The sequence below is a fragment of the Dactylosporangium sp. NPDC051087 genome, from assembly GCF_055586325.1.
This window is the reverse complement of sequence record NZ_JBVJIJ010000019.1, coordinates 70,090-94,683: the sequence shown is the minus strand read 5'-3', so window position 1 is coordinate 94,683 and position 24,594 is coordinate 70,090. Positions and strand designations below refer to the sequence as shown.

23 protein-coding genes and 1 pseudogene are annotated in these 24,594 nt (G+C 72.8%); 8 read left to right on the top strand and 16 right to left on the bottom strand.

What is annotated here, in order from left to right:
* Positions 1 to 10 precede the first annotated feature (10 nt).
* Complete coding sequence (locus ACZ6TV_RS32850; RefSeq protein WP_465301258.1) at positions 11 to 1,354, bottom strand: ATP-binding protein; 1,344 nt, start codon at positions 1,352 to 1,354, stop codon at positions 11 to 13.
* 82 nt (positions 1,355 to 1,436) lie between these two features.
* A complete protein-coding gene (locus tag ACZ6TV_RS32845; RefSeq protein ID WP_203849905.1) occupies positions 1,437 to 2,096 on the bottom strand; it encodes a response regulator transcription factor in 660 nt (219 codons plus the stop codon).
* Positions 2,097 to 2,195: 99 nt separating this feature from the next.
* Between ACZ6TV_RS32845 and ACZ6TV_RS32840 the strand changes: the two genes are divergently transcribed.
* Positions 2,196 to 3,308, top strand: coding sequence for a LolA family protein (locus ACZ6TV_RS32840; RefSeq protein ID WP_465301255.1), 1,113 nt, complete (start codon positions 2,196 to 2,198; stop codon positions 3,306 to 3,308).
* 11 nt (positions 3,309 to 3,319) lie between these two features.
* Here ACZ6TV_RS32840 and ACZ6TV_RS32835 read toward each other — a convergent pair whose 3' ends face one another.
* Positions 3,320 to 4,162: an MHYT domain-containing protein gene (locus ACZ6TV_RS32835; RefSeq protein ID WP_465301253.1), complete on the bottom strand. Its 843-nt coding sequence runs from the start codon at positions 4,160 to 4,162 to the stop codon at positions 3,320 to 3,322.
* A 111-nt stretch (positions 4,163 to 4,273) separates the two neighbouring features.
* Here ACZ6TV_RS32835 and ACZ6TV_RS32830 point away from each other — a divergent pair.
* A pseudogene (locus ACZ6TV_RS32830) lies at positions 4,274 to 4,726 on the top strand (SRPBCC family protein); the annotation flags it as partial.
* A 192-nt stretch (positions 4,727 to 4,918) separates the two neighbouring features.
* Here ACZ6TV_RS32830 and ACZ6TV_RS32825 read toward each other — a convergent pair.
* Together ACZ6TV_RS32825 and ACZ6TV_RS32820 are read right to left on the bottom strand one after the other, a co-directional pair.
* Positions 4,919 to 5,662, bottom strand: a complete 744-nt coding sequence (locus tag ACZ6TV_RS32825) for a class I SAM-dependent methyltransferase (protein ID WP_465301251.1) — start codon at positions 5,660 to 5,662, stop codon at positions 4,919 to 4,921.
* A 188-nt stretch (positions 5,663 to 5,850) separates the two neighbouring features.
* Entirely contained in the window at positions 5,851 to 6,828 is a 978-nt protein-coding gene (locus ACZ6TV_RS32820; protein ID WP_465301249.1) for a terpene synthase family protein, read from the bottom strand.
* A 242-nt stretch (positions 6,829 to 7,070) separates the two neighbouring features.
* Between ACZ6TV_RS32820 and ACZ6TV_RS32815 the strand changes: the two genes are divergently transcribed.
* Both ACZ6TV_RS32815 and ACZ6TV_RS32810 read left to right on the top strand, forming a co-directional pair.
* The gene (locus ACZ6TV_RS32815) at positions 7,071 to 7,391 is read left to right on the top strand and encodes a hypothetical protein (RefSeq protein WP_354777737.1); all 321 of its coding nucleotides are present in this window, start codon (positions 7,071 to 7,073) and stop codon (positions 7,389 to 7,391) included.
* A complete protein-coding gene (locus ACZ6TV_RS32810; RefSeq protein WP_465301247.1) occupies positions 7,391 to 8,860 on the top strand; it encodes a DUF6745 domain-containing protein in 1,470 nt (489 codons plus the stop codon). Before ACZ6TV_RS32815 ends, ACZ6TV_RS32810 begins: the two co-directional genes overlap by 1 nt.
* Before the next feature lie 691 nt (positions 8,861 to 9,551).
* On the opposite strand, the gene ACZ6TV_RS32805 is transcribed toward ACZ6TV_RS32810, so the two are convergent.
* A complete protein-coding gene (locus ACZ6TV_RS32805; protein ID WP_465301245.1) occupies positions 9,552 to 9,749 on the bottom strand; it encodes a hypothetical protein in 198 nt (65 codons plus the stop codon).
* 113 nt (positions 9,750 to 9,862) lie between these two features.
* On the opposite strand from ACZ6TV_RS32805, the gene ACZ6TV_RS32800 reads away from it, so the two are divergent.
* Entirely contained in the window at positions 9,863 to 10,960 is a 1,098-nt protein-coding gene (locus tag ACZ6TV_RS32800) for a DNA glycosylase AlkZ-like family protein (RefSeq protein WP_465301243.1), read from the top strand.
* 4 nt (positions 10,961 to 10,964) lie between these two features.
* Positions 10,965 to 11,294 carry a hypothetical protein gene (locus ACZ6TV_RS32795; protein ID WP_344503486.1) on the top strand — a complete coding sequence of 110 codons (330 nt, stop codon included), beginning with the start codon at positions 10,965 to 10,967 and terminating at the stop codon, positions 11,292 to 11,294.
* On the opposite strand, the gene ACZ6TV_RS32790 is transcribed toward ACZ6TV_RS32795, so the two are convergent.
* Together ACZ6TV_RS32790 and ACZ6TV_RS32785 are read right to left on the bottom strand one after the other, a co-directional pair.
* A complete protein-coding gene (locus ACZ6TV_RS32790) occupies positions 11,258 to 12,958 on the bottom strand; it encodes a CocE/NonD family hydrolase (protein ID WP_465301241.1) in 1,701 nt (566 codons plus the stop codon). The genes ACZ6TV_RS32795 and ACZ6TV_RS32790 overlap by 37 nt on opposite strands.
* A gap of 11 nt (positions 12,959 to 12,969) precedes the next feature.
* Entirely contained in the window at positions 12,970 to 13,863 is an 894-nt protein-coding gene (locus tag ACZ6TV_RS32785; protein WP_465301239.1) for a transglycosylase SLT domain-containing protein, read from the bottom strand.
* A gap of 155 nt (positions 13,864 to 14,018) precedes the next feature.
* On the opposite strand from ACZ6TV_RS32785, the gene typA reads away from it, so the two are divergent.
* Complete coding sequence (typA, locus tag ACZ6TV_RS32780) at positions 14,019 to 15,884, top strand: translational GTPase TypA (protein WP_465301237.1); 1,866 nt, start codon at positions 14,019 to 14,021, stop codon at positions 15,882 to 15,884.
* Between the two features lie 40 nt (positions 15,885 to 15,924).
* Here typA and ACZ6TV_RS32775 read toward each other — a convergent pair whose 3' ends face one another.
* The 7 genes from ACZ6TV_RS32775 to pnuC are packed head-to-tail and all read right to left on the bottom strand — an operon-like array spanning position 15,925 to position 23,311.
* On the bottom strand, positions 15,925 to 16,797 hold the full coding sequence (locus tag ACZ6TV_RS32775) for an STM4011 family radical SAM protein (RefSeq protein WP_465301235.1): 873 nt from the start codon (positions 16,795 to 16,797) through the stop codon (positions 15,925 to 15,927).
* Positions 16,794 to 18,221 (bottom strand): STM4012 family radical SAM protein, encoded by a 1,428-nt coding sequence (locus tag ACZ6TV_RS32770; RefSeq protein WP_465301233.1) that lies wholly within the window; start codon positions 18,219 to 18,221, stop codon positions 16,794 to 16,796. Before ACZ6TV_RS32770 ends, ACZ6TV_RS32775 begins: the two co-directional genes overlap by 4 nt.
* The gene (locus ACZ6TV_RS32765; protein ID WP_465301231.1) at positions 18,221 to 19,015 is read right to left on the bottom strand and encodes an STM4013/SEN3800 family hydrolase; all 795 of its coding nucleotides are present in this window, start codon (positions 19,013 to 19,015) and stop codon (positions 18,221 to 18,223) included. The genes ACZ6TV_RS32770 and ACZ6TV_RS32765 overlap by 1 nt, the downstream gene beginning before the upstream one ends.
* Positions 19,012 to 20,667, bottom strand: a complete 1,656-nt coding sequence (locus tag ACZ6TV_RS32760) for an STM4014 family protein (protein WP_465301229.1) — start codon at positions 20,665 to 20,667, stop codon at positions 19,012 to 19,014. Before ACZ6TV_RS32760 ends, ACZ6TV_RS32765 begins: the two co-directional genes overlap by 4 nt.
* On the bottom strand, positions 20,664 to 21,593 hold the full coding sequence (locus tag ACZ6TV_RS32755; RefSeq protein ID WP_465301227.1) for an STM4015 family protein: 930 nt from the start codon (positions 21,591 to 21,593) through the stop codon (positions 20,664 to 20,666). Before ACZ6TV_RS32755 ends, ACZ6TV_RS32760 begins: the two co-directional genes overlap by 4 nt.
* 45 nt (positions 21,594 to 21,638) lie before the next feature.
* On the bottom strand, positions 21,639 to 22,700 hold the full coding sequence (locus ACZ6TV_RS32750; protein WP_465301225.1) for an AAA family ATPase: 1,062 nt from the start codon (positions 22,698 to 22,700) through the stop codon (positions 21,639 to 21,641).
* Positions 22,697 to 23,311 (bottom strand): nicotinamide riboside transporter PnuC, encoded by a 615-nt coding sequence (pnuC, locus tag ACZ6TV_RS32745; protein ID WP_465301223.1) that lies wholly within the window; start codon positions 23,309 to 23,311, stop codon positions 22,697 to 22,699. Before pnuC ends, ACZ6TV_RS32750 begins: the two co-directional genes overlap by 4 nt.
* Before the next feature lie 21 nt (positions 23,312 to 23,332).
* On the opposite strand from pnuC, the gene ACZ6TV_RS32740 reads away from it, so the two are divergent.
* Positions 23,333 to 23,626 (top strand): antibiotic biosynthesis monooxygenase family protein, encoded by a 294-nt coding sequence (locus ACZ6TV_RS32740; RefSeq protein WP_465301221.1) that lies wholly within the window; start codon positions 23,333 to 23,335, stop codon positions 23,624 to 23,626.
* Between the two features lie 4 nt (positions 23,627 to 23,630).
* Here the strand turns inward: ACZ6TV_RS32740 and ACZ6TV_RS32735 are convergent, their stop codons facing one another.
* Entirely contained in the window at positions 23,631 to 24,476 is an 846-nt protein-coding gene (locus ACZ6TV_RS32735) for a hypothetical protein (protein WP_465301219.1), read from the bottom strand.
* Positions 24,477 to 24,594 lie beyond the last annotated feature (118 nt).

Below are 24,594 nucleotides of genomic sequence, written 5' to 3'. Positions count from 1 at the left end.
TATGACACTGTCACATGACACTGTCAACAAAGCGGGGCAGCCGCACCTCGGCCCGCACCCCCGGCCGCGCGTCGAGCAGCCGCACCGTGCCGCCGTGCCGCCGGACCAGCTCACGCACGATGGCCAGGCCCAGGCCGGTGCCGCCGGCGTCGCGGGCCCGCCCGTCGTCCAGCCGGGTGAAGCGGTCGAAGACCCGCTCCCGCAGCGGGCCGGGGATGCCCTCACCGTCGTCGGTGACAGTGACCAGGACCTCCTGGCCCTCGGCCTCCGCCCGCAGCACCACCCGGGTCCGGGCGTGCCGCACACCGTTGTCGACGAGGTTGAGCACGACCCTGATCAGCGCGTCCTGCTCCCCCTCCACCCACAGCGACTCGCTGGACGGCTCGACGTCGACGGTGGCGAAGCGCTTGGCCAGGTTCCTCAGCAGGCTCTGCATCTCCACCGGCTCGCGCGCCACCCGCCGCCCGTCGCGCTCGTCGGCCCGCGCCAGCAGCAGCAGGTCGTCGACCAGCCGCGACAGGCGGTCCAGGTCGGTCAGCAGGTCGTCGCCGACCGTCTGCCAGTCGCCCAGCGCGGCGGCCACCTCGACCTGGATGCGCATGCTGGCCAGGGGGCTGCGCAGCTCGTGCGCCGCGTCCGCGATGAACGACCGCTGTCTGGCCCGGGTGGTGGCGAGGCGGTCCAGCATGTGGTTGAGCGTGACGGCGAGCCGCTGGATCTCGTCGCTGGACGGCGGCACCGGCAGCCGCTCGTCGGTGGCCGCGCCGGTGATCCGCTCCGCGGAGGCGCTGAGCCGGTCGACGGGCGACAGGGCCTGCCCGACGACCTTCCACGCGATGGCGACGAGGATGCTGACCAGCGCCGGGTACGTCACCCACAGCGACGTCTTGAGCAGCTCGAGGCTGCGGTTGTAGTCGCCGAGCGGCACCGCGACCACGATGATCCGGCCGTCCTGGACCCGCTTGGCGGTGACCCGCAACGGGTCCGGCTGCAGCGCCCGGTCGCCGGGCACGGTGATCCGCTCGTGCAGGGCCGAGTCGAGCTCCGAGGCGTGCAGCAGCGATACGAGCAGGTCGGCGTTACGGTCGCCGGCGACGACCCGGTGCTGGGCGTCGAGGACCTGCACGACCTGGCCGGCGGGCGCCGGCAGCGGCGACGGCAGCGTCGAGCCCTCGTCCAGCAGCACGGTGATCTCGCCGATCGTGTTGTCGGCGGAGCGGTCCAGGGTGCCGCGGATGCTGTACGTCATCGCCGTCGCCATCGCGACACCGGCGATCGCCAGCCCGACGATGAGCCCGCTGGTGCCGAGGAGGACCAGCCGCCCTCGCAGCGACAACCTCGACCACCAGATCATGCCGCCTCCGCTTCGCTCCGGCGACATGACCTTCGACCCTGAGCCCGCTGATTCACGGGCCTTCCGCTCCGCTCCGGCCCGCTCATGCCGACCGCAGCCGGTAGCCGGCCCCGCGGACCGTCTCGAGCGCGTCGCGGCCCAGCTTGCGCCGCAGGTAGCCGACGTAGACCTCGACGGCGTTCGGCGCGGTGTCGATGCTCGCGTCCCACACGTGGTCGAGCAGCTCCGTCTTCGACACCACCTGTCCCGGGCGGCGCATCAGGTACTCCAGCAGCGCGTACTCCCGCGCCGTCAGCACGATCTCCTCCCCGCCGCTGGTGACCCGCCGCCGGGCGGGGTCGAGGGTCAGCTCGCCGACCGTCAGCACGCTCGGCCGCTCGGGGGCGCCGCGGCGCAGCAGGGCGCGCAGCCGCGCGACCAGCACCACGTAGGAGAACGGCTTGGTCAGGTAGTCGTCGGCGCCGCAGTCGAGGCCGTCCGCCTGGTCGTACTCGCCGTCCTTCGCGGACAGCATGAGCACCGGCACCCAGTTCTTCTCCGCGCGCAGCGCCGACACCACGCGATACCCGGACAGCCCGGGCAGCATGATGTCCAGGATCACCGCGTCGTAGCCGCCGTGTCTGGCCAGCTCAAGGCCGGTCGGCCCGTCCCCGGCGACGTCCACGGCGAAGCCCTCCGCCTGCAGGCCGCGCTGCAACGCGCCCGCCATCCGAATCTCGTCCTCAACCACCAGCAGCCGCACGAGCACCAGCGTGGCACGCTGTGCTGTGGGAGCGCACAGGCGGTCTCAGCGATGTCACAGCCGACCCCGCGCACCATGGTCGGCAGGAGGTGTTACCAAATGTCGAAGTTCACGTCACGACCCGTCCTACGGTGGGCGGTGCCCGCGGTCGCCGCGGTCGCTGTGGTGGGCGCGGGCGTGGCCGCGAAGACCCTCGCCGTCGCCGCCGAGCCGAACCTGCCGCCGCGCACCGCCGCGCAGCTGCTGGTCGACCTGCAGACCGCGCAGCTGGACGGGCTGTCCGGCACCGTCGTCGAGCGCGCCGACCTGGGCCTGCCGGCCCTGCCGTCGCTGCTGGGCGACCAGAGCTCGGAGCTCACGTCGCTCGTGTCGGGCAAGCACACCCTGCGGGTGTGGTATTCCGGCCCGGACAAGGCCCGCCTGTCGCTGCTGGGCACCCAGGGCCAGAGCGACATCATCCACAACGGTGCCGACACCTGGACCTGGAACAGCAAGTCAGGCACGGCGCAGCACTTCAAGCGCGACGGCTCCGCCGAGGAGGCCCCGAAGGGCCCGGTGCCGAGCGAGATGCCGAAGAGCCCGCAGGAAGCGGCCGACCTCGCCCTCAAGGCGATCGACCCGACCACGCAGGTCTCCATCGGCAACTCGGCCAAGATCGCCGGCCGGGACGCGTACGAGCTGATCCTCCGTCCCCGTGACACGGCGTCGCTGATCGGTCAGGTCCGCCTGGCGATCGACGCCCAGGAGAAGCTGCCGCTGCGCGTGCAGGTCTTCGCCAAGAGCGAGTCCAACCCGGCGTTCGAGGTGACGTTCACCCAGGTGAGCTTCGCCCGGCCCGACGATTCCCAGTTCGTGTTCAACCCGCCGGCCGGCACCAAGGTCGAGGAGGCGGACCCGGGCAAGAAGGTCGAGGGCAGCGACCAGCAGCCCGAGGCGAAGACCGGTGAGGAGCCGAAGAGCACCGTCATCGGCACCGGCTGGACCTCGGTCTTCGTCATCCGCACGGGACAGCCCGGGCAGGCGGCGAGCGACGAGGACGCGAAGAAGGCGCAGGACGCCATCAACCAGCTCCCGCTGGGCAACGGCGGCCGGACGTTCAACAGCAAGCTGTTCAGCGTCCTCATCACCGACGACGGCCGGGTCCTGGCCGGCGCGGTGAGCCCGGAGCGGCTCTCGCAGGTCGCCGCCGACCCGGCGGCAGCGCTCAAGTAGCTCGACGAGTTTCATTGAGGGACCGGGGCGGCCTTGCCCCGGTCCCTTTCCTCGTACCGGGCCGCCGCCGCCCTGTGCAGCGTCGCGATCGAGTACATGTCGCGGGCCCGCCGCAGCAGCTCCTCCTCCGACGCCGTGTTCTGCCGCACCGAGAACCCGACGGTCGTGTACGCCAGGACGCTCAGCAGCAGGCACGCGAGCACGCACACGGGTGTGAGCAGCTCCAGCGGGCTCGCACCGCTCACCGGTGTACCGGACGGCGTGGCGTCCACCCGTACCGACGCCATCACCGTGTAGTGAGTGCTGCAGGCGGCAACGGCCATGATCGCCGCCGCCGCGACGAACGCCCTGTTGCCCCGGACCGACGACACGCACCACAGGGTCACCGTCGCCCCGACCACCGACGCGACCAGGGCGGCCACCGCGGTCGCCGGGTCGTAGCCGACCGTCCCGGCGACGCGCATCGCGAGCGGCGCGGTGCTGTACACCGCGGCCAGTCCGAGGCCGGTGACGAGCCCGGCCGGCAGCACCTTCCACAGCGACGGCCGGCCGAAGCCGACGATGTACAGGCCCAGGCAGTACACCACCACCGCGATGCCGAACCCGAGCGCGGTGATCGGCACGTCGTAGCGGACGACGGAGTTGGGCACGTCGGTGCCGAGCAGCGCCATGAAATGCGGCACCCAGCTGCCGGCTCCCCCGATGGCCACCGCGGACAGGGTCAGCCACCGCGCCCTGCTGCCGCCGCTGGACGCCCTGGACCGGGCGGCGATGTACACGCCGAGCAGGCATCCGAGGAACGCCAGGGCGAGGGCGAGCGCGGGCGTGATGGCGCCGTAGGCGAAGTGCTCCACGGACGCCCATTCAGCCAGCCCGATGGGTGACCCGGTCGGACAACTTGTGCGGGTTTGCCCTCACCCCACAGGGGTAGCTCAAAGGTGAGCACGAGAGGATGTGAAGCGCACATGAGTCAGGTTGTGGAGACCGTCGACGTGGCCGTGCCCGTCCGGACCGCATACAACCAGTGGACGCAGTTCGAGGAGTTCCCGGCGTTCATGAACACCGTGCGGGAGATCCGCCAGCTCGACGACACCAGGAGGCACTGGGTGGTGGAGTTCGGTGGGGTTCGCCGCGAGTTCGACGCCCGGATCACCGAGCAGCACCCGGACGAACGGGTCGCCTGGACGTCGACCGAGGGCCCGAAGCACGCCGGCGTCGTGACCTTCCATCGGCTCGACGACACGCACAGCCGGGTGACCGCGCAGCTCGACATCGACCCGGACGGCTTCGTGGAGAACGTCGCCGACAAGGCCGGGATCGTGGACCGCCTGGTGAAGTCCGACATGGCGAAGTTCCGCGAGTTCATCGAGCAGCGGGGCACCGAGACGGGCGCGTGGCGGGGCGATGTGGCGCCACCCCCGCAGTCCGGGGCGCCGAAGCCCGGCTCGTGGCTGGCGGGTGACGCCGTACAGGCCGCGCCGGACCTCACGCAGAGCACCGACCTCAACCGCATTCCGGACCCGGACGACTCCCGGCACGCCATCTGACCTCCACTCTCCACCGCACCGGAAAACCGGCCGGCGCCCATCTCGGGCGCCGGCCGGTCCGTGTCAGCTCCGCAGCGCGGTGACCAGCAGGCGGCCGCTGCCCATCGTGTACGGCGCACCGTCCGGCCCGGCGAACAGCGTGACGTCCGTGAACCCGCCGTCGCGCAGCAGCGCACCGATGTGGCCGCTGGTGTAGACGTGGTGCACGGCCGTCGCGGTGAGCCGTTCGTCGCCGCGGATGAAGGTGTACGTGCTGAGCATCCTGCTCCGGTCGACGTCGTAGGCGATGCTCGCCTCGACGGTGATGTCGCCGGTGCGCATCGTCCGGTCCTGCGCGGTGAATCCGGGCAGGACCGACTCCGCCGCCGCGCCGAAGTCGACGACGAACAGGCCGCCCGGCCGCAGCGCCGCGGCGGCCGCCGCGACGAACACGGTCAGGTCGGCCGGCTCCAGGTAGCCGAAGCTGTTGCCGAGGCACAGCACGGCGTCGAACTCGCCGGTCCGCGGGATGTCCCGCATGTCGGCGACCAGGAACTCCGCGTTCGCGGCGCCTGCCCGCCGGGCGTGCCCGATCGCCTCCTGCGAGATGTCGACGCCGGTGACCCGGTGCCCTTCGGCCGCGAGCGCCAGGCTGTGCCGGCCGCTGCCGCAGGGCACGTCGAGCACCCGCGACGCCGGTGCGAGCCGCTCCCGGAGGAAGCCGATGTCGGCGGAGGTGAGCTCCGGTGCCGCCGCGCGGCGCCAGAACTCGTTGGGAAGTTCGGTGAAGAAGTCCGCGTACCACGCGGAAGGGACGTGCTCGGACAACTGAGGATCTCCTCTGAGGTGTGCGTCATCAGGCGAAGTCGTCGCCCGGGCACACCTCGGCGGACCATCGGACCGCGACGGGTCCGTGGCTCACCGGCGACCCGGGACTGTGTCCCGGGCAGGCATGGCATCCTCCACGTTGGATTTGCGCCGACTGTACCGGCGGCGCGGCGCCGAACGGAACCGGATTAATCGAGCTGCCGGCGCTGGGCGGGGATCCGGGTCTCCTCGATGGTCGTGTCCGAGGGGGTGTACCGGCCGGATTCCGTGGACCAGTCGACGTTGCCGCGGATCCAGTGCGCGAAGTCCCCGGCGACGGCCGCGACGGCCGGGTCGGTCGCGAGCGGCCCGGCCGCGAACCGCTCCCGCGCCGCGACGAAGTCCTCGACGAGGGCGTCGTGCTCGGCGACCGCCACCCGCACCGCGTCCTCCACCGGCATGCGGTGCTCGTGCCGCAGCGCGAGCACGATGTTGTGGTGGTCGCCGGCGGCCTCTTCCTTCGGCCACGACACGAGATCGTTGAAGATCGCGGTGATCATCCCGGCGGAGCGGCGCATCGCGGCGAAGTCCTCGTCGGCGAACACGCCGGCGTCGAGCTCGACGCCGTGCATCGGCTCGATGAGGTCGAAGAACATGTCGATCGCCGCGGTGCGGAAGCGCATGGTGCGGTACTCGGCGACGGGCGGCGGCCGGTGCGCGGCCCGGTTGCCGGCCTCCCACACGGTGGCGTCGAGATAGTCGCCGACGTGGGCGACGAAGCGCTCCCGCCAGGCGTCGCCGACCCGCGGCCGGGTGCGCCGCCACACCTCGCCGAGGGCGCGCAGGTAGGTCTGCCCCCCGGGCAGCTCGTCGTCGCGCAGCAGCCGCTTGACCTCGTCGACGAGCTGCCCGGTCGCGACCGGGCCACCGGCCCGCTCGAGGCGGTCGTCGAGGGCGAAGACGCTGATCAGCCAGGCGGTGGCGAGCTGCAGGTCGGCGGGGGCGGCGTCCGGATACGTGCGGGCCATGAGGTTGGCGAACTTCGCCCTGGCGAACGCGGCCCGGGCGCCCGGCCGGTCGAGCAGCCCGTGTCTCGTGGCCCAGTGCAACGACCAGCGCTGCACCATGTCGGCGTGCGGTGAGAGGCGCGGCGCGAACGGGCACAGGACCGCCAGCGTCAACTGCATGATGCACCCCTCTTGCCCCAGGAGGCTTCATGGTCGCGTCTTTTCACGCTTTCCGCGACCCTGTTCGAGGGCTTCGGGCGGTTTCTCGACGTTTGTCTGATCTGACGGCCGTCGCACAGACACCGCTATTGGCTTGACCGGGATCCATATGTCTCTCGCTCGGAAAAATTGTCGTACCCCGCGGCTATCGTGCGGGGTGCTGGTTCGAACATCTGTCTTTTTCCCGCCTGGGAGGTCCGGCCGTGTATCGACAAGGTGACGTCCTGCTGGTGCCCATCGCCGCCGGCGAGGTGCCGCTGACCGCGGTGCCCGCCCCGCGCGACCGCTCCGGCCGCATGATCCTCGCCCGCGGCGAGGCCACCGGCCACGCCCACGTGATCGTCGGCCCCGACACGCTGCTGCTCGCCGACCGCGACGACATCGACCGCCTCTTCGTGAAGATCGTGACCCGGGCCCGCGTCGTGCACGAGGAGCACGGCACGATCGCGATCCCCGCCGGGTCCTATCGGATCGTCCGCCAGCGCGAATACGTGCCCGGCTCGTGGCGACCGGTGGCCGACTGATGACCACGACCCCGCTCACCGACGAGACCAGCGCCGCGGCGCTGGGCGCCAACGCGGCCAAGTGGCTCGCGGCGGGCCTGTCCACCGCGCCCGCCGACCGCGACGCGGCCGCCGACGCGGTCCGCCTGGCGTATCGCTCGGCCGGGCTGCCCGAGCCGGCGCACATCGTGTGGTTCGCCTCACCGGCCGCGGGCGCCAGGGCCGCGGCGCTGCTCACCGGCCGCCGTGACCTGCCCGGGCCGGCCCGTCCGCTGACCACCGCCGCCCGCCGCGCGGCCCGGGCCGGGCTCACCCTGCCCACCGACGCGGCCCGGCGCGACGCCCGCGCCGGCGGCACGCTGCCCGACGCCGGTCCCGTCGCCACGATCGCCGCGCTCGGCGACGACGACGCGATCGTCGCCGAGCAGCTGCGCGCGCAGGGTTGCCCGCCGTCGCCCGGCACGGCCGGCGTGTCGGTCCGCGCCGCCGTCCGCACCGCGCCGTGGGCCGCGGCCCGCGCCGAGGTGCACGAGTCGCTCGGGCCCGACGGCTGGGCCCGGCTGTGGGCGGCGTGCGGCGCCGACGTCTGGCGGATGGTGAACGACCGCGTCGCCACGCCGTTGCGCACCCACCTGCGCAACGAGCTGCCCACTCACGTGCGCGCCGTGCTGCTCGACGCGGTCGGCGGCCAGCACGACGCGGGCTGGCTCGCGGCCTTCGACGCCGCCGCCTCCCGCGCCGACACCGCCGGCGCCTCGATCCCCGCACCCCGGGCTTCCCGGGACGGTGCTGGTCAGGGCGGTGGCGGTCTCGGCGGTGGTGGTCTCGGCGGCGGGTCGAGGGGTGACATCGGGCAGCGGGTGGCTGCCCAGGCGGGCGGCGGGCGGGGTGACGGCGCTCCGGGCGGGTTGAGCGGGGAGGCGGCCGGGGCGGTGCTGCGCGCGGCCCAGCGCCTCGCCGGCCTCGCCGGAGTCGCCAGGTCGACCGGCTGGTGGTGGCCGTATGCCAACGTCGCGATCCTCACCGACCGCCCAGACGAGCTGCACCGCGACAACGTCGGCCGGCTGCACGCCGCCGAGACCCCGGCCCTGCGCTACAGCGACGGCTTCGCCCTGCACGCCTGGCGGGGCATGCCGATCCCCTCCGACCTCGTCCACCGGCTCGCCCACCTGACCCACGCCCAGATCGCCGCCGAGCGCAACGCCGAGCTGCGCCGCGTCATGCTCGAGCACTTCGGCTACGAGCGCTATCTCCGCGAGGCCGGCGCCCGCCGCCTCGGCTCCGACGCCTGCGGCGTGCTGTGGCAGCTCCGGTTCAACGACGACGAGCCCCTCACCATGGTCGAGGTCATCAACAGCACCCCGGAGCCCGACGGCACCAGCCGGGTCTACTGGCTCCGCGTGCCCCCGACCACCCGCACCCCGCGCGCGGGGGTCGCCTGGACCTTCGGCCTCACCGAGGAGGAGTATCACCCGCTGGTCCAGACCTGACCGTCCCGCCGGCGACCGTAGTCCTCGACCGTCAACGGCCCCGGCCGGTGGGGTCGGTGCTCGCCCTTTGGGGATCCGATGCTGTTCCCTTGAGGGTCGGTGCTGCCTTCTCACCGGACGGCGTCAGGCCGGTACGCCTCGGCGGAAGGGCGTGCGGCTCCTGGTTGGGCGGATCGCCTCGGCGCCCGCTGACCGTGGCGTGGCAGGTCGGCGTGGCAGGTCGATGCGCCCCGGGAGTCGGTGCGGGCGAGTGGACGTCCCGCGTCGGAGCGGCACGTCGACGCGGCCAGCAGGTCGGTGCGCCTCCAAGAGCCAGTCCTGCCAGGGTCGGACATCCCGAGTCGGAGCGGCCGAGTCGGAGCGGCCGAGTCGGAGCGGTCAGCAGCTCGGGGGCGCCTCCGGGAGCCGAGTCAGGGCAGCGCGGCTCCCGGAGCCGTTCGGCAGGGTCGGGCATCCCGAGCCGAGTCGGCCTCGCTGATGGCGGCCAGTGCTTCCGGCGGGTGCGGCGCGGGCGCGGTCCGCACGGTTCGGTCTGCCGGCGGACGGACGTGCTCGATCGCCGCCGCCGACATCCGCTTCGAGTGTGGTCACCCGGGTGACTCAGGGGCCAGGTCGATCACGCAGCCGGGCAGGTCGTCGGGCGCCGGCCTCGGCACCGGTGAGCGTCGGACCCGGCCGCCGGCGCCGGTCCTCAGCCTCCCGCGCCCTGGGCCTCGGCCTGCTCCCGGCTGGGCCCGGCGTCGGGCCAGTCCCGCCGCGGGTCGGTCTCGGTCAGTTCGACCATGTCGGAAGGGCGGACCCGGGCGGGCAGCTCCCCGAACCTCACATGCCGCAGAAACGCCATCTCGGGATCGGTGAACCTGATCTCGCCGTCCGCCTCACTGGTCATACGGCCAATCGTCCGTCCCGCGTCCGACCCGCGCAAGGCACCCCCTCCTCCGCTTCCGGCTGAACCGGTCGCCGTGGCGTGCGGGGGTGGGTGGGTGGCATGAGAATGGGGCGATGGCTAGCGTCGGGCGGGCGAAGGTGCTCGCGTACCGGGTCGTGACCAACCAGCTGCACGAGCGGGTCGACGCCGACCCAGCGGACCTGGAGATCCTCGACCTCGGCGTGGCCAACGTGCCCGCCGGGACGGCGCGGCAGGCGCTCGCCGCGCGGACCAGCAGGTTCGACGGGCCCCTGGCGATGGTGTGGTCGGCCAGGGGCGCCCGGCACCTGCACCGGCGGGCGGACCTGCCGAAGCTGGTCGAGGCGCTGTGGCCGGTCAGTGACGCCGACGCGGAGGCGCGGTTCGGCAGCAACCAGATCCCGGACGGCGGCAAGCTCGGGATCGCGGCGTTCCGGGCGACGGCCGAGGCGTTCGCGGCCGCCGTCACCGGGCCGACCTCCAAGGGCGACGCGAGCCGGAGCGTCAGCGACCGTGTCCCCGAGGCGTTGACCTACTTCTGCGGCCCGTGCAAGGCACGCCACATCGCGGGTTCGATCTTCCAGCAGGCTGGTCTCGCCGGTGGGGTGCAGCTCGATGAGGACGCGGCGCAGTCGGTGATCATGCCGCTGGACGAGCCCGTGGCCGTGCCGGACGGGCCGGGTGACCCGGCGGCGCTGATCCGCGCGTATCTCAAGCTGCTGGGGCCCGCGGCGCCCGGCGACGTCGCGAAGTACCTCGGCACGACCGTCACGGCGATCAGGCCCGCGTGGCCCGGCGGGCTGGCCGAGGTGCGCGTCGACGGGCGCAGGGCGTGGGTTCCGGAGGAGGACCTCGGGCGGCTCCTCGGCGCCGAGCCGGTGAGCGGCGTACGGCTGCTGCTCGCGTCGGACCCGTTCCTGCAGGCACGCGACCGGTCGGTGCTGACGCCGGACAAGGTCAGGGAGCGGGAGGTGTGGCGCGTCCTCGGCAATCCCGGCGCGTTGCTCGTCGACGGGGACCTCGCCGGGTCGTGGCGGGCCAAGGTGGCGGGCAAGCGGCTGGCGGTGACCGTGACCGCGTGGTCGGCCCCCCGCAAGGCGGTGCTGGCCGCGGTCGAGGAGGAGGCGCAGTGGCTGGCGGCGGCGCGGGGCATCCCCACCGCCGAGGTGACGGTCGAGCGCGGGGATACTTGAGCGCATGAGCTACTTGATCGCGTTCGCGTCGCGGCGGCTGGTGGAGGACGAGTCGTTGCTCCCCGGCTACGTGTATCACGACCCCGAGGACGCCACCCTGCCGGCCGCGCCCGACGGGCGGAAGGCCAGCGGGTGGAACCTGCTGGTCGGCGACGAGACCGACGAGCAGCTCGCCGACGCGGGCGAGCTGCTCATGCCCGACCTGGAGTGGCTCGTCGAGCGCTACCCGGCGTTCGGCAAGGTCGTCAGTGCCGGATCCGAGGGGCGGCAGTTCGAGTGGGACGCCGACTCGGGCACCTACACGGACGTGGGTCCGTCCACGTTCCAGGACTGAGCGACCGGCAGGCTGATCGGCGACACCGGCAGGCTGATCGAGGACGGGGCGAGGATCTCCTGCCGGACGGCGCGCAGCTCCAGCTCGTGACCGAGCGGCGCGCCGGTGCCCGGGTTGCGGGAGAAGCGGGGGTGGGCACCCCCGCTGACCTGCACCCGGATGCGGCGACCGGCCGCGAACCGGTAGGCGGTCGGCCACAGCTCCACCCGCACCGCGACACTGTCGGCGTCCGGCTCGGCCGAGGCGCGGGCGAGGCCGTCGCAGATGTTCCACGAGCGGTCCTGCTCGTCGACCTCACACAGCCGGACGAACACGTCGAAATACGGCACCAGGTCGCGGCGGGTGGGCGTCGAGCCGTCCGGGCGGACGCAGGCCGCGTGGACGGTGACGTCCGCGGAGACCTGGCCGATCAGCTCCATGGCCTCCTCCAGGGGCTCGGACGTGAACGTCAGGACGTCCGGCCGGTCCTCGAGGGGGCGGTTGTCGCGACGGCCGGCGATCTTGCCGACGAGCCTCGGGCCGCCGAGCGCCGGCGTCGGGTTCCTCGGGTCGTAGGTGAACTCCTCCAGATGCGTGCCGGCCGGTTCCGCGGTGGTGCTCAGGATTCCGTCGCGCCGCATGTACCAGTGCTGCGTCGCGCTCGAAGCGGGCGGCCACTCCGGCAGCTCGCGCCACGCGTCCGTGCCTCCGACATGGACACGGACGGGGCGCTCGCGGATGCGCTCCGGGCCGCCGGTGTGCGCCCGGAACCAGGCGACGGCCTCGGCCGCGGAGTGCTGGAACAGCCCGGCGCTGCCGTGGTGCCAGGGGCCGACGGTCAGGTGCGGCTGGAGCCCCGCCGCCCGTAGCGCCGTGTAGTCGGCCAGTTGCCAGGGCAGGAAGATGTCATACCAGCCGCCTATCATCAGGACCGGCGCGGTGACCTTCGGGAGGCTGTGGGTGTGGCCGCGCTGGGTCCAGTAGGAGGAGGTGGGGTCCGCCTCGGCGAGCCAGCGCTGGAAGAACTCGATCTCCGCGCCGGTGGTGATGCGGTCCGCCTCGGCCAGGGGCACCCGGGCCAGGCCGCGCTGCAGTCGCGGCTGGCCGCGCAGCAGCTCGACGGCGTTCTCCAGCCGCGGGCCGCGCTGCGCGTCGAGCAGCGCCGACCAGGTGAGGACCGTGTCGAGGGAGAAGGCGCCACCGGCGTAGGTGGGCGGGCCGAAGTCGGAGGCGGTGACGATCGTGGCCATGGCCTTGAGCTCGTCGCCCGCCTCGGCCGCCAGGGCCCATTGCACGAAGCCGACGTAGCTGGGGCCGTAGGTGAGCAGGCGCCCGTCGTACCATCGCTGCAGCCGCACCCAGTCGAGCGTGTCGAGGCCGTCCTCGCGCTCCTGCAGCAGCGGCTCGAACGTGCCGCCGGAGTCGGCGGTCCCGCGGCACGACTGGATGAGCACGTTGAAGCCGCGCTGCGCGACCGCCCGGCACAGCACGCTGGTGGGCGCGCCGCGGCCGTAGGGCGTGCGCACCAGCACCGTGGGCAGCTCGGCCTCGATCGCCGGTCCGTAGTGGTCGGCGCGCAGGATCGCGCCGTCGCGCATCCGGACGGGGATGCCCTTGGTGACGCGGACCCGTCCGGTCAGGGCGGGTGGCAGCTTCAGCAGGCGGCCTACAGGGTCGAGCCTCATGCCGCCCTACGTTAGTAGTTGTTGCAGCAGCGTCCCATGAGCGCCTTGACGTTGTTGACGTAACTCCAGTTGGTGATTCCCGCGTCACCCTTGGTGAGGTCAACCGCGCCCGCGCCGTTGTTGTACGCGGAGATCACCGCGTTGAGCAGCGTCGGGTCGGACATGTCGAACGTGCCGAGCTGCTCACCGAAGTAGCGGATCGCCCAGGCGAGGTACTGCCCGCCGAGCATCACGTTGTCCTTCGGGGTGTCGATCTTCCAGCTGGTGCCGAAGCGCTGGTTCATCCACGTCTCGGTGTTCGGCATGACCTGCATGACGCCGACCCCGCCGTCGCAGGCGTAGATGTTGGACTGCCATCCGCTCTCCTGGTCGGCCACGCCGTACATCAGCCGCTTCGGAACCCTGATGGCCTGCACCTCGGCGGGGGTGTTGCCGCCCCAGAACTGCTTCTCCGACGCCGCGTCGAGATATTCGCGCACGGACGACTTCGGCAGCTGGGTGCCCTTGTACGTGGGCTGGCAGCCGGGCTTGGTGCTGACCTTCGGCGGCGGCGGGGGCAGCGCGGTCTGCTTCGGCGGCGCGATCGACTTCTTCGTCGCCGGCGGCTTCGACGGGGTGGCCGACGGCGTCGGGCTCGGCGGCGGGGGCGACGTGGTCTCCACGACCTCCTCGGGCTCGTCGCTCTGCACCACCGCCGACGCGGACGGGCGGCCCTGCGCCGACGCCGGGACAGGGTCCTTGCCCTTGGCGAGCACCGCGACCCCGCCGATGGCCACCAGGCCGACCACGACCAGCGCGCCGAGGAGGAAGATCAGGCCGGTGCGCCGGTTGCGCGGCCGGTCCTCCTCCACGCCCCAGCGCTGCTCAGCGGTCTGGTCGTCCTCATAGAAGCTGCCGTAGCTCATCGATGCCTCCCCGTTCGGGCACGGTATCGCGGACGGCGGATGCCCGCTGCCCCCTATGACGCCTTGGACACCGATTTCGATGAGCGGGGGCGCCATACGTCACATCGCGCACTGTGCGTGACGGCTCCACGGAGGCGCCTGAGACAATGGAGGTCATGCAGACCCGTTCAGACCTCCGCAACGTCGCCATCGTCGCTCACGTCGACCACGGCAAGACCACCCTTGTCGACGCGATGCTGCGGCAGAGCGGCGCGTTCCACGCGCGCGCGGAGCAGGTCGACCGGGTGATGGACTCGATGGACCTGGAGCGCGAGAAGGGCATCACCATTCTCGCGAAGAACACCGCCGTGCGCTACGTCCCCGCCGACGGTGGAGACCCGACCACCATCAACATCATCGACACGCCCGGCCACGCCGACTTCGGCGGTGAGGTCGAGCGCGGCCTGACCATGGTCGACGGCGTCGTCCTGCTCGTCGACGCCAGCGAGGGCCCGCTGCCGCAGACCCGGTTCGTGCTCCGCAAGGCGCTGAAGGCCCGCCTCCCGATCATCCTGGTGATCAACAAGGTGGACCGCCCCGACGCGCGGATCAAGGAGGTCATCGACGAGACGTATGAGCTCTTCCTGGACCTCGACGCCGACGAGCACCAGATCGAGTTCCCGATCGTCTACGCGTGCGCCCGCGACGGCGTCGCCTCGCTGAGCCAGCCGGAGGACGGCACCGTCCCGGCCGACAGCGACGACCTGCAGCCGCTGTTCCAGACGCTGCTCAACACGATCCCCGCCCCGTCCTACACGGAGGGCGCGCCGCTGCAGGCGCACGTCACCAACCTCGACGCCTCGCCGTTCCTCGGCCGTCTCGCGCTGTGCCGGGTCCGCGAGGGCAGGATCCGCAAGGGTCAGACCGTCGCCTGGATCCGCACCGACGGCACCGTGCAGAACGTGCGGATCTCCGAGCTGCTGATGACCCAGGGCCTGGAGCGCAAGCCCGCCGAGGAGGCCGGGCAGGGCGACATCATCGCGCTCGCCGGCATCCCCGAGATCATGATCGGCGAGACCCTCGCCGACGCGGAGAACCCGGTCGCGCTGCCCCTCATCACCGTCGACGAGCCGGCGATCTCGATGACCATCGGCACCAACAACTCGCCGCTCGCCGGCAAGGTCAAGGGCACCAAGGTCACCGCCCGCCTGGTCAAGGACCGCCTCGACCGGGAGATGGTCGGCAACGTGTCGCTGCGCATCCTGCCGACCGAGCGCCCCGACACGTGGGAGGTGCAGGGCCGTGGCGAGCTCGCCCTGGCCATCCTCGTCGAGCAGATGCGCCGCGAGAGCTACGAGCTGACCGTCGGCAAGCCGCAGGTCGTCACCCGCGAGGTGGACGGCAAGGTCCACGAGCCGGTCGAGCGCCTCACGATCGACGCCCCGGAGGAGTATCTCGGCGCGATCACCCAGCTGCTCGCCACCCGCAAGGGCCGCATGGAGCAGATGGTCAACCACGGCACCGGCTGGATCCGGATGGAGTGGCTGGTCCCGGCGCGTGGCCTCATCGGCTTCCGGACCGAGTTCCTCACCGACACCCGCGGCACCGGCATCCTGCACCACGTCTTCGAGAAGTACGAGCCGTGGTTCGGCGAGCTGCGCATGCGGGCCACCGGCTCCCTCGTCGCCGACCGGGCGGGCGTCGCGACCCCGTTCGCGATGATGAACCTGCAGGAGCGCGGCTCCATGTTCATCGAGCCCACCACCGAGGTGTACGAGGGCATGATCGTCGGCGAGAACTCCCGCGCCGACGACATGGACGTCAACATCACCAAGGAGAAGAAGCTCACCAACATGCGCTCGTCGGCCTCCGACGAGACGGAGAAGCTGATCCCGCCGCGCAAGCTCACCCTGGAGCAGGCGCTCGAGTTCTGCCGCGAGGACGAGTGCGTCGAGGTCACCCCGACCGCCGTGCGCATCCGCAAGGTCATGCTCGACCAGAAGGACCGCGAGCGGGTGGCCCGGAAGCGGTCGCACGCCTGACGTCGTCTTGCTCGTGAGGGGCCGCCGATCCGGCGGCCCCTCACGTGTCTGTCAGTGCCCTTCGCGGCACGGACCAGAGCGGCCGTTCGTGGGGGACGCGTTCGAGGATCCCGCCGGCGAACACGTCGTACAGCGGCAGGGTCCGCAGGTGGACGTAGCCGATGTGGCAGTCGCACTCACCCTTCGGGCAGGGCTCCCTCGTCCGCCGCCAGGTCCCGTCGTACAGGTTGCCGAGCGTGTCCGGCACGAAGTGACAGCGGCGGACCGTGCCGTCGCCCAGCACGGAGATCACCTCGTCGCCGGTGCGGCAGGCGGCGCCCCGCGACGGGTGCGGCCTGACGCTGTAGCCGAACAACGGGTCGACGCCCGTCCACGCCGCCTCCTCCTCCGGCGAGTACGTGTGCCCGTCGGCGGCGTTGACCCACAGGTACACGTCGGGCGGCAGCGTCTCCCGCAGCGCCACCGCCTCCACGAGGTGCTCCGGCAGGCCGACCACGCCGACCGAGTGCCGGATCCCGTGCCGCCGCAGGACCGCGAGCTGCGCCAGGAACCTGTCCCGCGCCACCTGACCGGGGTGGTACGTGCACCACAGCGCCAGCGTGTCCGGGTCGGCGTCGGCGACCCAGGCGAGCCGTCCCGCGAGGTTGGTCTGGATCGCGGCCCGCCCCACGTGCGGCAGGTGCGACAGCCGGATGAGCGCGTCGCGGTACCAGGTCCGGGTCAGCCCCTCACCCCACGGCGTGAACAGCACCTCGACCGGCTCCCCGGGGTGCGCCGCGACCCAGCCGGTGAACCGCTCCAGCGCCCTGCGGTCCTCGCGCAGCAGGTCGGGCGGGTCGCGCCGCTTGGCGAACGGGCAGTACGGGCAGTCGTAGTTGCAGCTCGCCAGCGGCCCCCGGTAGAGGATCCTCATCGCGGCACGTGTCCCGCCATGGCGGCGCGGACGTCCTCGGAGATGAGCCAGGGGCCGATCGCGTCCGAGTACGCGAGGCCCTCCCTCGTGAGCCGGTGCCCGTCGAGGTGGCCGGTGTCGCGGAGCCGGCCGAGCGCCGGGAAGTCGTCGTCCACGCCGGTGCCGAACCGCCGCGCGTATCCGGCCGGGTCGACGCCAGACGCTCTGAGCAGCGACTTGAGCAGCCAGCGGCGGCGCTGCTCGGTGCCGTCGAGGGTGAACCCGACCTCGGCGAAGTCGAAGTCCTCCGCCGGTCGTCGCAGGTAGTCGTCCAGGATGCCGCGGACCTGCCGGACGCTCACCGCGTAGTCGAACGAGTAGTGCAGCTCCGTCGTGTACGACCTGGCCCCGCACCCCAGGCCGACCATCCCGTCGTCCTGGCAGCAGTACTCCGGCCCGGCCGCACCCTTGTCTGATCCGCCCACGCCCGGCCCGCCCACGCCCGGCCCGCCCACGCCCGGCCCGCCCACGCCCGGCCCGCCCACGCCCGGCGCGTCGCGGCGGCGGAATGCGCGCATCGACTGCTGCTCGTAGCCGGCTTCGGCGAGCAGGTCCACGGCGTGCCGGTAGAGCCGCAGCCGTTGCGCGTCCCACTCCGGGTCGGCCGTGCCGGGTGCACGCTCGGGGTCGGCCGGGCCGGGGGCGCGCTCGGGGTCGGCCGTGCCGGGTGCGCGCCGGCCGAGGCCGGTCATCGGGCGCACGTACAGCGGGTACAGGTACAGCTCCTCGGGCCGCCAGGTCAGCGCGGTGCGCAGCGACTCCGTCCAGGTCTCCACGCTCTGCCCGGGGATGCCGTAGATGAGGTCGATGTTGAGCTCGACCGGCCCGGCGGCGCGGATCGTGTCCAGCGCGCGGTCGACCTCGGCCCGGTGCTGCGGCCGGCCGGCGGCGTGCGCCTCGGCGTCGAGGAAGCTCTGCACGCCGATGCTGACCCTGGTCGTGCCGCGTTCCAGCAGTACCGCGAGGCGGTCGGCGGTCGCGGTGGCGGGCGACGTCTCGACCGACATCGGCACGTGCCGCAGCCCGGCCTCGGCCAGGACGTCGAACAGACGGGTCAGCTCCGCCGCGGTCAGATACGTCGGGGTCCCGCCGCCGATCGCGGCCCGCGCGTACGACGCGCCCGGCACCGCCGCCGCGACCCGGCCCGCCTGCCGGCGCAGCTGGTCGAGGTAGGCGGTGACCTGCTCCTCGGGCGGGCGGGCGCGGGTGAAGAGGTTGCAGAACCCGCACCGCATCTCGCAGAACGGCACGTGGACGTACAGGAACAACGCGTCCACCGGCTCCGCGGCCCACACGTCGGCGAGCCTCGGCCTCGGGCGCAGCGGCCGGTACGCGGTCTTGTGCGGGTATGCGTACAGATACCCCTGATACGGCGAACCGAGCATCACCACTCCCCTGGCTCGAGCGTGAACTCCGCATACGGCACCGTCCACACGACCTCGTGCGCGAACCGGTGCCCGGTGTGCCCGTCCTCCCCGTACGCCGTGCCGTGGTCGCTGCACATGATCACGTGACAGGGCCGCCCCCGCGACGTGACCAGCCTGAACAGCACCGGCAGGTGCCGGTCGACGTACTCGAGTGCCGCCGCGTGCGACGCGACCGTGTCCTCGGCCGCGCCGGGCAGGTAGTGCCGGTTGGGCTGGTGCATGGCGGCGACGTTGACGAACGTGAACAGCGGCCCCCGCGCGGGCAGCACCGTCTCGAGCCGGTCGAGCTGGGCCTCGAAGCACGCCGGGTTGGTGACGCCGAACTCCCGCGTCCAGTGCGCCTCGTCGAACAGCCCCGGCAGCACCCCGCCCTGCGCCGACGTCATCGCGAAGAAGCCGACCCCGCCGACGCAGATGGTGTGATACCCGGCCGCCCGCAGCCCGCTGACCACGTCGGGCGCGTCGAACTCCCACGTCCGCCCGCCGACCGTCGTGCTGCCCGGGAACCTCGCCGCGAACGGCCGCTCGTGCGGCCCCGGCGTCACCGGTGTCGGCAGGAACCCACCGAAGAACGCGTGGTGCGCCGCATACGTGAACGACGCCGGCGTGTGCCGCCGCTCCCACACCCCGCCGGGCAGCACCTTGCCGATGTTGGGCGTCCGCCCCGCCGCCAGCTCCCCGGCAGCCACGTCGTGCCGCAAGGTGTCGAGCGTGACGAGGAGCAGGTCATGACTGCCGATGAGCGCCTTCACCGCACGCCCGCCGCACACCCGCCGGCCACGGCGACGGGGAACCGGCCGGACAGGAGGGCGTCGATCTCCGCGGCATACGTGTCGCGGCCGTCGACGAGCAGCCCCGGCAGCAGGTCGCCGAACGCGTTGACCTCGGCGACCGCGTGGCTGCTGTAGTCGCGCCCGAACATCAGGTCGACACCGACGTGCAGCGTCCCGGGGAAGCAGGCCGCCGCCGCCTCGCAGGTGCGCATCGCGGCGGCCCAGTGCTCCTCCCCCGCCGCGGCCCGGACCCCGGGCAGGTCGCCGCGGGCGTTGCCGAGGTGCAGGTTGGTCATCGGGGACTCTCCCGTGCGCACCACGACGTGGCTGACCCGACCCGCGACGACGAGCACCCGCAGGTCGAACACCAGCCCGTCGTGCGACGCCTTCGGCAGCCACCGCTCGACGTGCAGCCCGTCCACGGCGAGCCGGTCGATGATCGCGGCGACGGTCCGCTCATCGGTGTAGTGATGGACCTTCAGCTCGTTGTAGAGCCGCCCGTCGTCGAGGACCGCGGACGTGTAGGCACTGATCCGCCGCCCGTTTCCCCGCACCCCGCCGCTGTCTCGCGCCCCGCCGTCCCCCGAACCGCTGCTCCCCGAACCGCCGTCCCTCGAACCGCGGCTCTCCGAAACCGTGCCACTCCCCCGCGATCCAGCGCTGCCGAGGACCGTGCCGCCCGCCCGCGACCCGCTCTCGCCCGATCCGCCGCTCGCCCGCACCCCGCTCTCCCGTGATCCGCCGCTCGCCCGCACCCCGCTCTCCCGTGATCCGCCGCTCGTCCGCGGCCCGCCGAAGGCGAGGGCGATGACTCCGGACGCCGACGAGCCGTGCGGTGGTTTGACGAACACCCGCCGCCAGCCGCGGTCGCGGATCTCCTCATAGCCGGCCGCAGTGAACGCCTCAGGCACGGCCACACCCCGGGACCGCAACAGCGCATGGCAACGCCGCTTGTCGAACATGACCTCGAGCTCGTCCACCGCCGTCAGCATCGGCAGGCCCCACCCCTCGACCCGACGGGCCGCCTCCACCAGACCCCGATGCCACGCACCCAGCCCGACGATCTCACCGTGCGCGGCCCCGGTCGCCGCGCCCCGCAGCAGCCGGTCGATCTCGACATCCTCGCCCGGCGACTCCAGCCGCACCCACGTCGCCCCGCCACCGCCGACACCCACAGACCCGCCCGAACTCGCAAAAGGCCCGGCGATCCCTGGCCCGCCAACACCCGTCCCCGCACCGGGACCTGCCGGCACCCCGGCACACACCTGCCCACCGAAGCCCTGATGCACGCCGTCGCCCCACCGAGCGGCGCCGCCCGAGAGCATGGCAACGCCCGCACCCGAGGCGCCGGCAGCGAACAGGCCGGCGCCCCCATCCCCACCCGCGGGCTCGCCACCTCCCGGACGCGCGCGGACCCCGTCGCCGCTTTCCAAGGGCACGCCGACCTCGTCGCCGATCTCCTGGGGCACGCCGGCCCCGTCGCCGCTTCCCGGGGGCAGCGGAACGTCATCGGCGCAGACGTCGCGCCAGCTCACCATGGTGGGCTCGGGCAGGCCCGCGGCGACGGCCGCGTCGCGGAACAGCCTGACCCGCCGGTGGCCGGGGACGCCCACGACGATGACGGTGGTCATTCCGACACTGCCGTGTAGCGCTCGCCCTCGTCCTCCGCCTCCTGCTCGTCGGACAGGTCGACGTCGACGCCGGGCAGCTCGGCCCGGAGCCGGGCGGCCAGCTCGGCCGAGATGAAGTGGTGGGACAGGTCGAGCCTGCTCAGGTGGGTCAGCGGCTGGCCGAGCAGGAGCGCCTCGGCGCCCCGGTCGGACAGGATGCCCATGGACAGGTCGAGCTCTTCGAGGCGCGGCACGACAGGGGCGCCGGCGAGCGCGGTCGCGACCTGGTCGGCGATCTCCGCGTTGCGCAGCGCGAGCCTGCGCAGCCGGGGCAGGCCCGCGCCGCTGAACACCGGCGCCAGGTCCTCGGCCGTGATGTCGCCGCCGTATTCGCTGACGCCGAGCCAGAGCTCCAGGTCGGTCAGGGCGGGCAGGTGGGAGTCCAGGACGCCGCGCAGGAAGCCCGCGGGCAGGCCGCCGCTCTCGACCGCCAGCTCACGCAGGCGCATGTGCCGCACCGGCGACAGGGTCAGCCCGGTGGCACCGCGGATGCGCAGGATCTCCAGCCCCGGGAACGCGGCGAGCAGCGGCGCCACATCGGAGTGGGTGATCCAGGAGATCTCGCACTCCTCGCCCGTCATCTCGCCGAGGAACAGCGCCCGCAGGTGGGGCAGCCGGGCACGGGCGGCGGTGAGCAGATGCAGCGGCGCCGCGGTGTCATACGCCTCGCCCCACTGGCCGATGACCAGCGCGTGGACGGACTCGCCGCCGACGACGTCGAGGCACCGGTCGAGGATCTCGCGGAACACGTCCTCACTGTCCTCATAGTCCGTCTCGATCCGCCACGCGACGGCGCTGCGCGGGGTGCCCTCGGCGTCCAGCTTGTCGACGACGCCGGGGCCGAACTGCATCACCGGAAGCCCGGCGAACGTCGTGATGTGCCTCATGCGCGGGACCATAACAGCACCCACCGACATTTCCCGGCGGGCGCCCTACCGCCGGCGGGGCAGCTGCGGCGCGGCGAACCGCCAACCCTTGCCGAGCAGTTCGTCGCAGGCGGCGAGGGCGGTGCGCAGGCGCGTCCGGTACGCCCCGGTGAGCTCGATCCACGGCACCCCACGGGCGGCGAGCTCGGCGCGGAACCGCCCGGTCATCCATCCCCGCAGATGCTCGCCGTCGCGCATCCCGTCGTTCTCGAACGGCACGTCGTCGTCGGGGGTCAGCAGGTACAGGGCCGGTTCGCGGGCGGCGGCACGGACCTGCGGCGAGGAGGAGCCGAGGTAGCGCTCCTCCCAGATCGCGGTCGCGAACGCGTCGGTGTCGCAGATGAGCAGCGGCCCGCCGGCCCGCGCGGCGGCGTCCTCCGCGGCGTTCTGCTCCCGCACGACGGTCAGGAAGTCCTCGCGGTCCCAGACCAGGTCCTCGACCTTCACACCGCCGGCCATTTTCAGTTCGGTGAGTTCCCGTCCGTACTCCGGGACCCAGCGCGTGCCGGCGAACGCTCCGCCGCGCAGCCTGAGCTGGGCGGCCAGGGCACGTGCCAGGGTGGTGGTGCCGGTCGACTCGGCGCCGACGACGACCACCCGGCGGGCCAGCCAGCCGCGCACCGGCGGGGCGAGGAACGCCCAGTTGGCGACGGGATCCGCGCGCACCGCCGTGCCCGAGACCGGGGCGCCGAGCCTGGCCGGATCGACCGGCACGTGCCGGGCGTCGAACCGGCGGGCGAGCTCGTCGCCGTACGCCTCGGAGGAGAACACCAGGTCGACCCGGTCAGGACCGGCGGCGCCACGGAACACCTCATAGTGCGCCTGCCAGATGTCCGGGTCGTCGTAGTCGATGGGCAGGTCGCAGTACACGCCGGCGAAGCGCACGTGCGGGCTGGACGCGTGCACCTCACGCAGCCACCCGAGGCGGAGCTCCAGCGGGATGGACTCCGCGCTCGACGGTGCGACGACGACGGTGACGCGGTCGCACGTACGGGCGGCGGCATCGATCAGGAGGTGGTGGCCGGCGTGCGGAGGGTAGAACTTGCCGACGACGAGGCCGTGGGTCACGCGGGGACCGTCGCGCGCTGGGCGTCGAGGGCCTGCCGCCACGCCCGCAGCCCGAGGACGCAGAGGGCGAGGAACGCGAGGTAGAGGACCGCGGTGAGCCACAGGTCCTTGTACCCGTACAGCGGCACGTAGACGACGTCGACGGCGATCCACAGCCACCAGCTCTCGACGAGGCGGCGGGTCTGCCCGTACGTCGCGAGCAGCGACACCGCCGTGGTCGCGGCGTCCGGCAGCGGCACGGTGGAGTCGGTGAACCGGTCGAGGTACCACCACAGCGTCACGGTGAGCAGCAGACCGGCGACGACGAGCGCACCCCACTCGACGCGGGTCGTGCGACGCACCACCGTCGTGGCCCCGGGCCTCCAGCGCCACCAGCCGTAGGCACCGAGGATCACGTAGACCACCTGCAGCCAGGCGTCGCCGTAGAGGCCGATGTGCTGGAACACGACCATGAGCAGCAGCACGTTGGCGATCCCGATCGGCCAGTTCGCGATGTGTTGCCGCACGACCAGCCAGACCGTGACGAGACCGGTCAGGAAGCCCAGCAGCTCCGCCCACGTGGTCGGGGCACCGAAAGCGTGGAAGGCGGTGGAGGTGAGCCAGTCGAGCACGATGTCCCCTACCCTGTCCGAATGGTCTTGGAAGTTGCGCTCATCGAAGTGCTCGCGGGTCGCGAGGAAGAGTTCGCCGAGGCGTATGCGAAGGGGCATGCGCTGCTCGCCACCACCCCCGGCTGCCGGTCGGTGCGGATGACGCGCGGCGTCGAGTCACCGAGCCGGTTCGTGCTGCTGGTCGAGTGGGACTCGGTCGACGCGCACCTGGACAACTTCCGCGCCACCGACCGCTTCACGCAGTGGCGCGGACTGATCGGGCCGTTCTTCGACGGCGCACCGACCGTCGAGCACTTCGTCGACGTGCCCGCCTGAGCGGTCAGTCGCCGGCCTTCTTCCACACCGTGAAGTCGAGATACGTGGTGTAGAGCTGGCCGCTGATCACGGCGTCGCCGGACCGGGGGCTGAACCAGCCGTAGCGCTGGTCCCCGGTGCGGACGCACACCTTCGTGGTGGGCAGCAGCGCGCTGAGCAGGACCCGGTCGGTCCACTGGGCGGCCGGGACCGCCGAGCAGACGGCGAGGGTCGGCGCCTGCAGCACCGGGGCGAAGGCCGCGCCGCCCACGGCGGTCAGGCCGAGTGCCCCGGCGGCCGCGTCGGCGCCCGGCGCCTGCTTGGCGCCGCTGTCGAAGTCGAAGGTCTCGTCCGCCTGCCCGGCGATGACGGTCATCCGGACGGTGCCCGCCCGCAGCACGTCGGTGCCGGCGCCCGGCACGACGGGGCTGGTCACGACGGCGCTCGGGTCGGGCGTGCCGCTGGTCGCGGGCACCGGCGATCCGCTCGCGTCGAGACTCGGGGTCACGGACGCGGACGCTTCGGCGGTCGCCGTCGCGGCGGGTGTCGTCTGCCGCGTCGCGGGTGCGGTGACCGCGCGTGTCTCACCGGCCGGGACCTCGGAGTCGCTGCCGGAGCCGCGCGTGGCCAGGACCCCGCCGACGGCGGCGACGATGAGCACGATCAGGCCGATGACGAGGGCCGCGATCCGCCAGCGGCGGCTGGGCGGCTCCTCCTGCGGCGCTTCTACGACTTCCGCCGGCGGCGCTTCCTGGGATACCTCCTCCGGGGCGGGCGGTGCAGGCGGGGGCTGCGGGGTGGCCTGCCGGGGCACGATCGCGTAGGCCGAGGTGGGCCAGCCGGAGCCGCCGTCGAGCGGCGAGTCCGACATCCAGCCACGCCGGCTGCCGGGTCGCGGTGGCGACCCGTTGACCTGGTCGCGGCTCGGCTCCGTCGGTGGATCCTGCCGTGGGGGGTGTCCCGGCTCCATGCAGCGTGTCCTTCTGGTC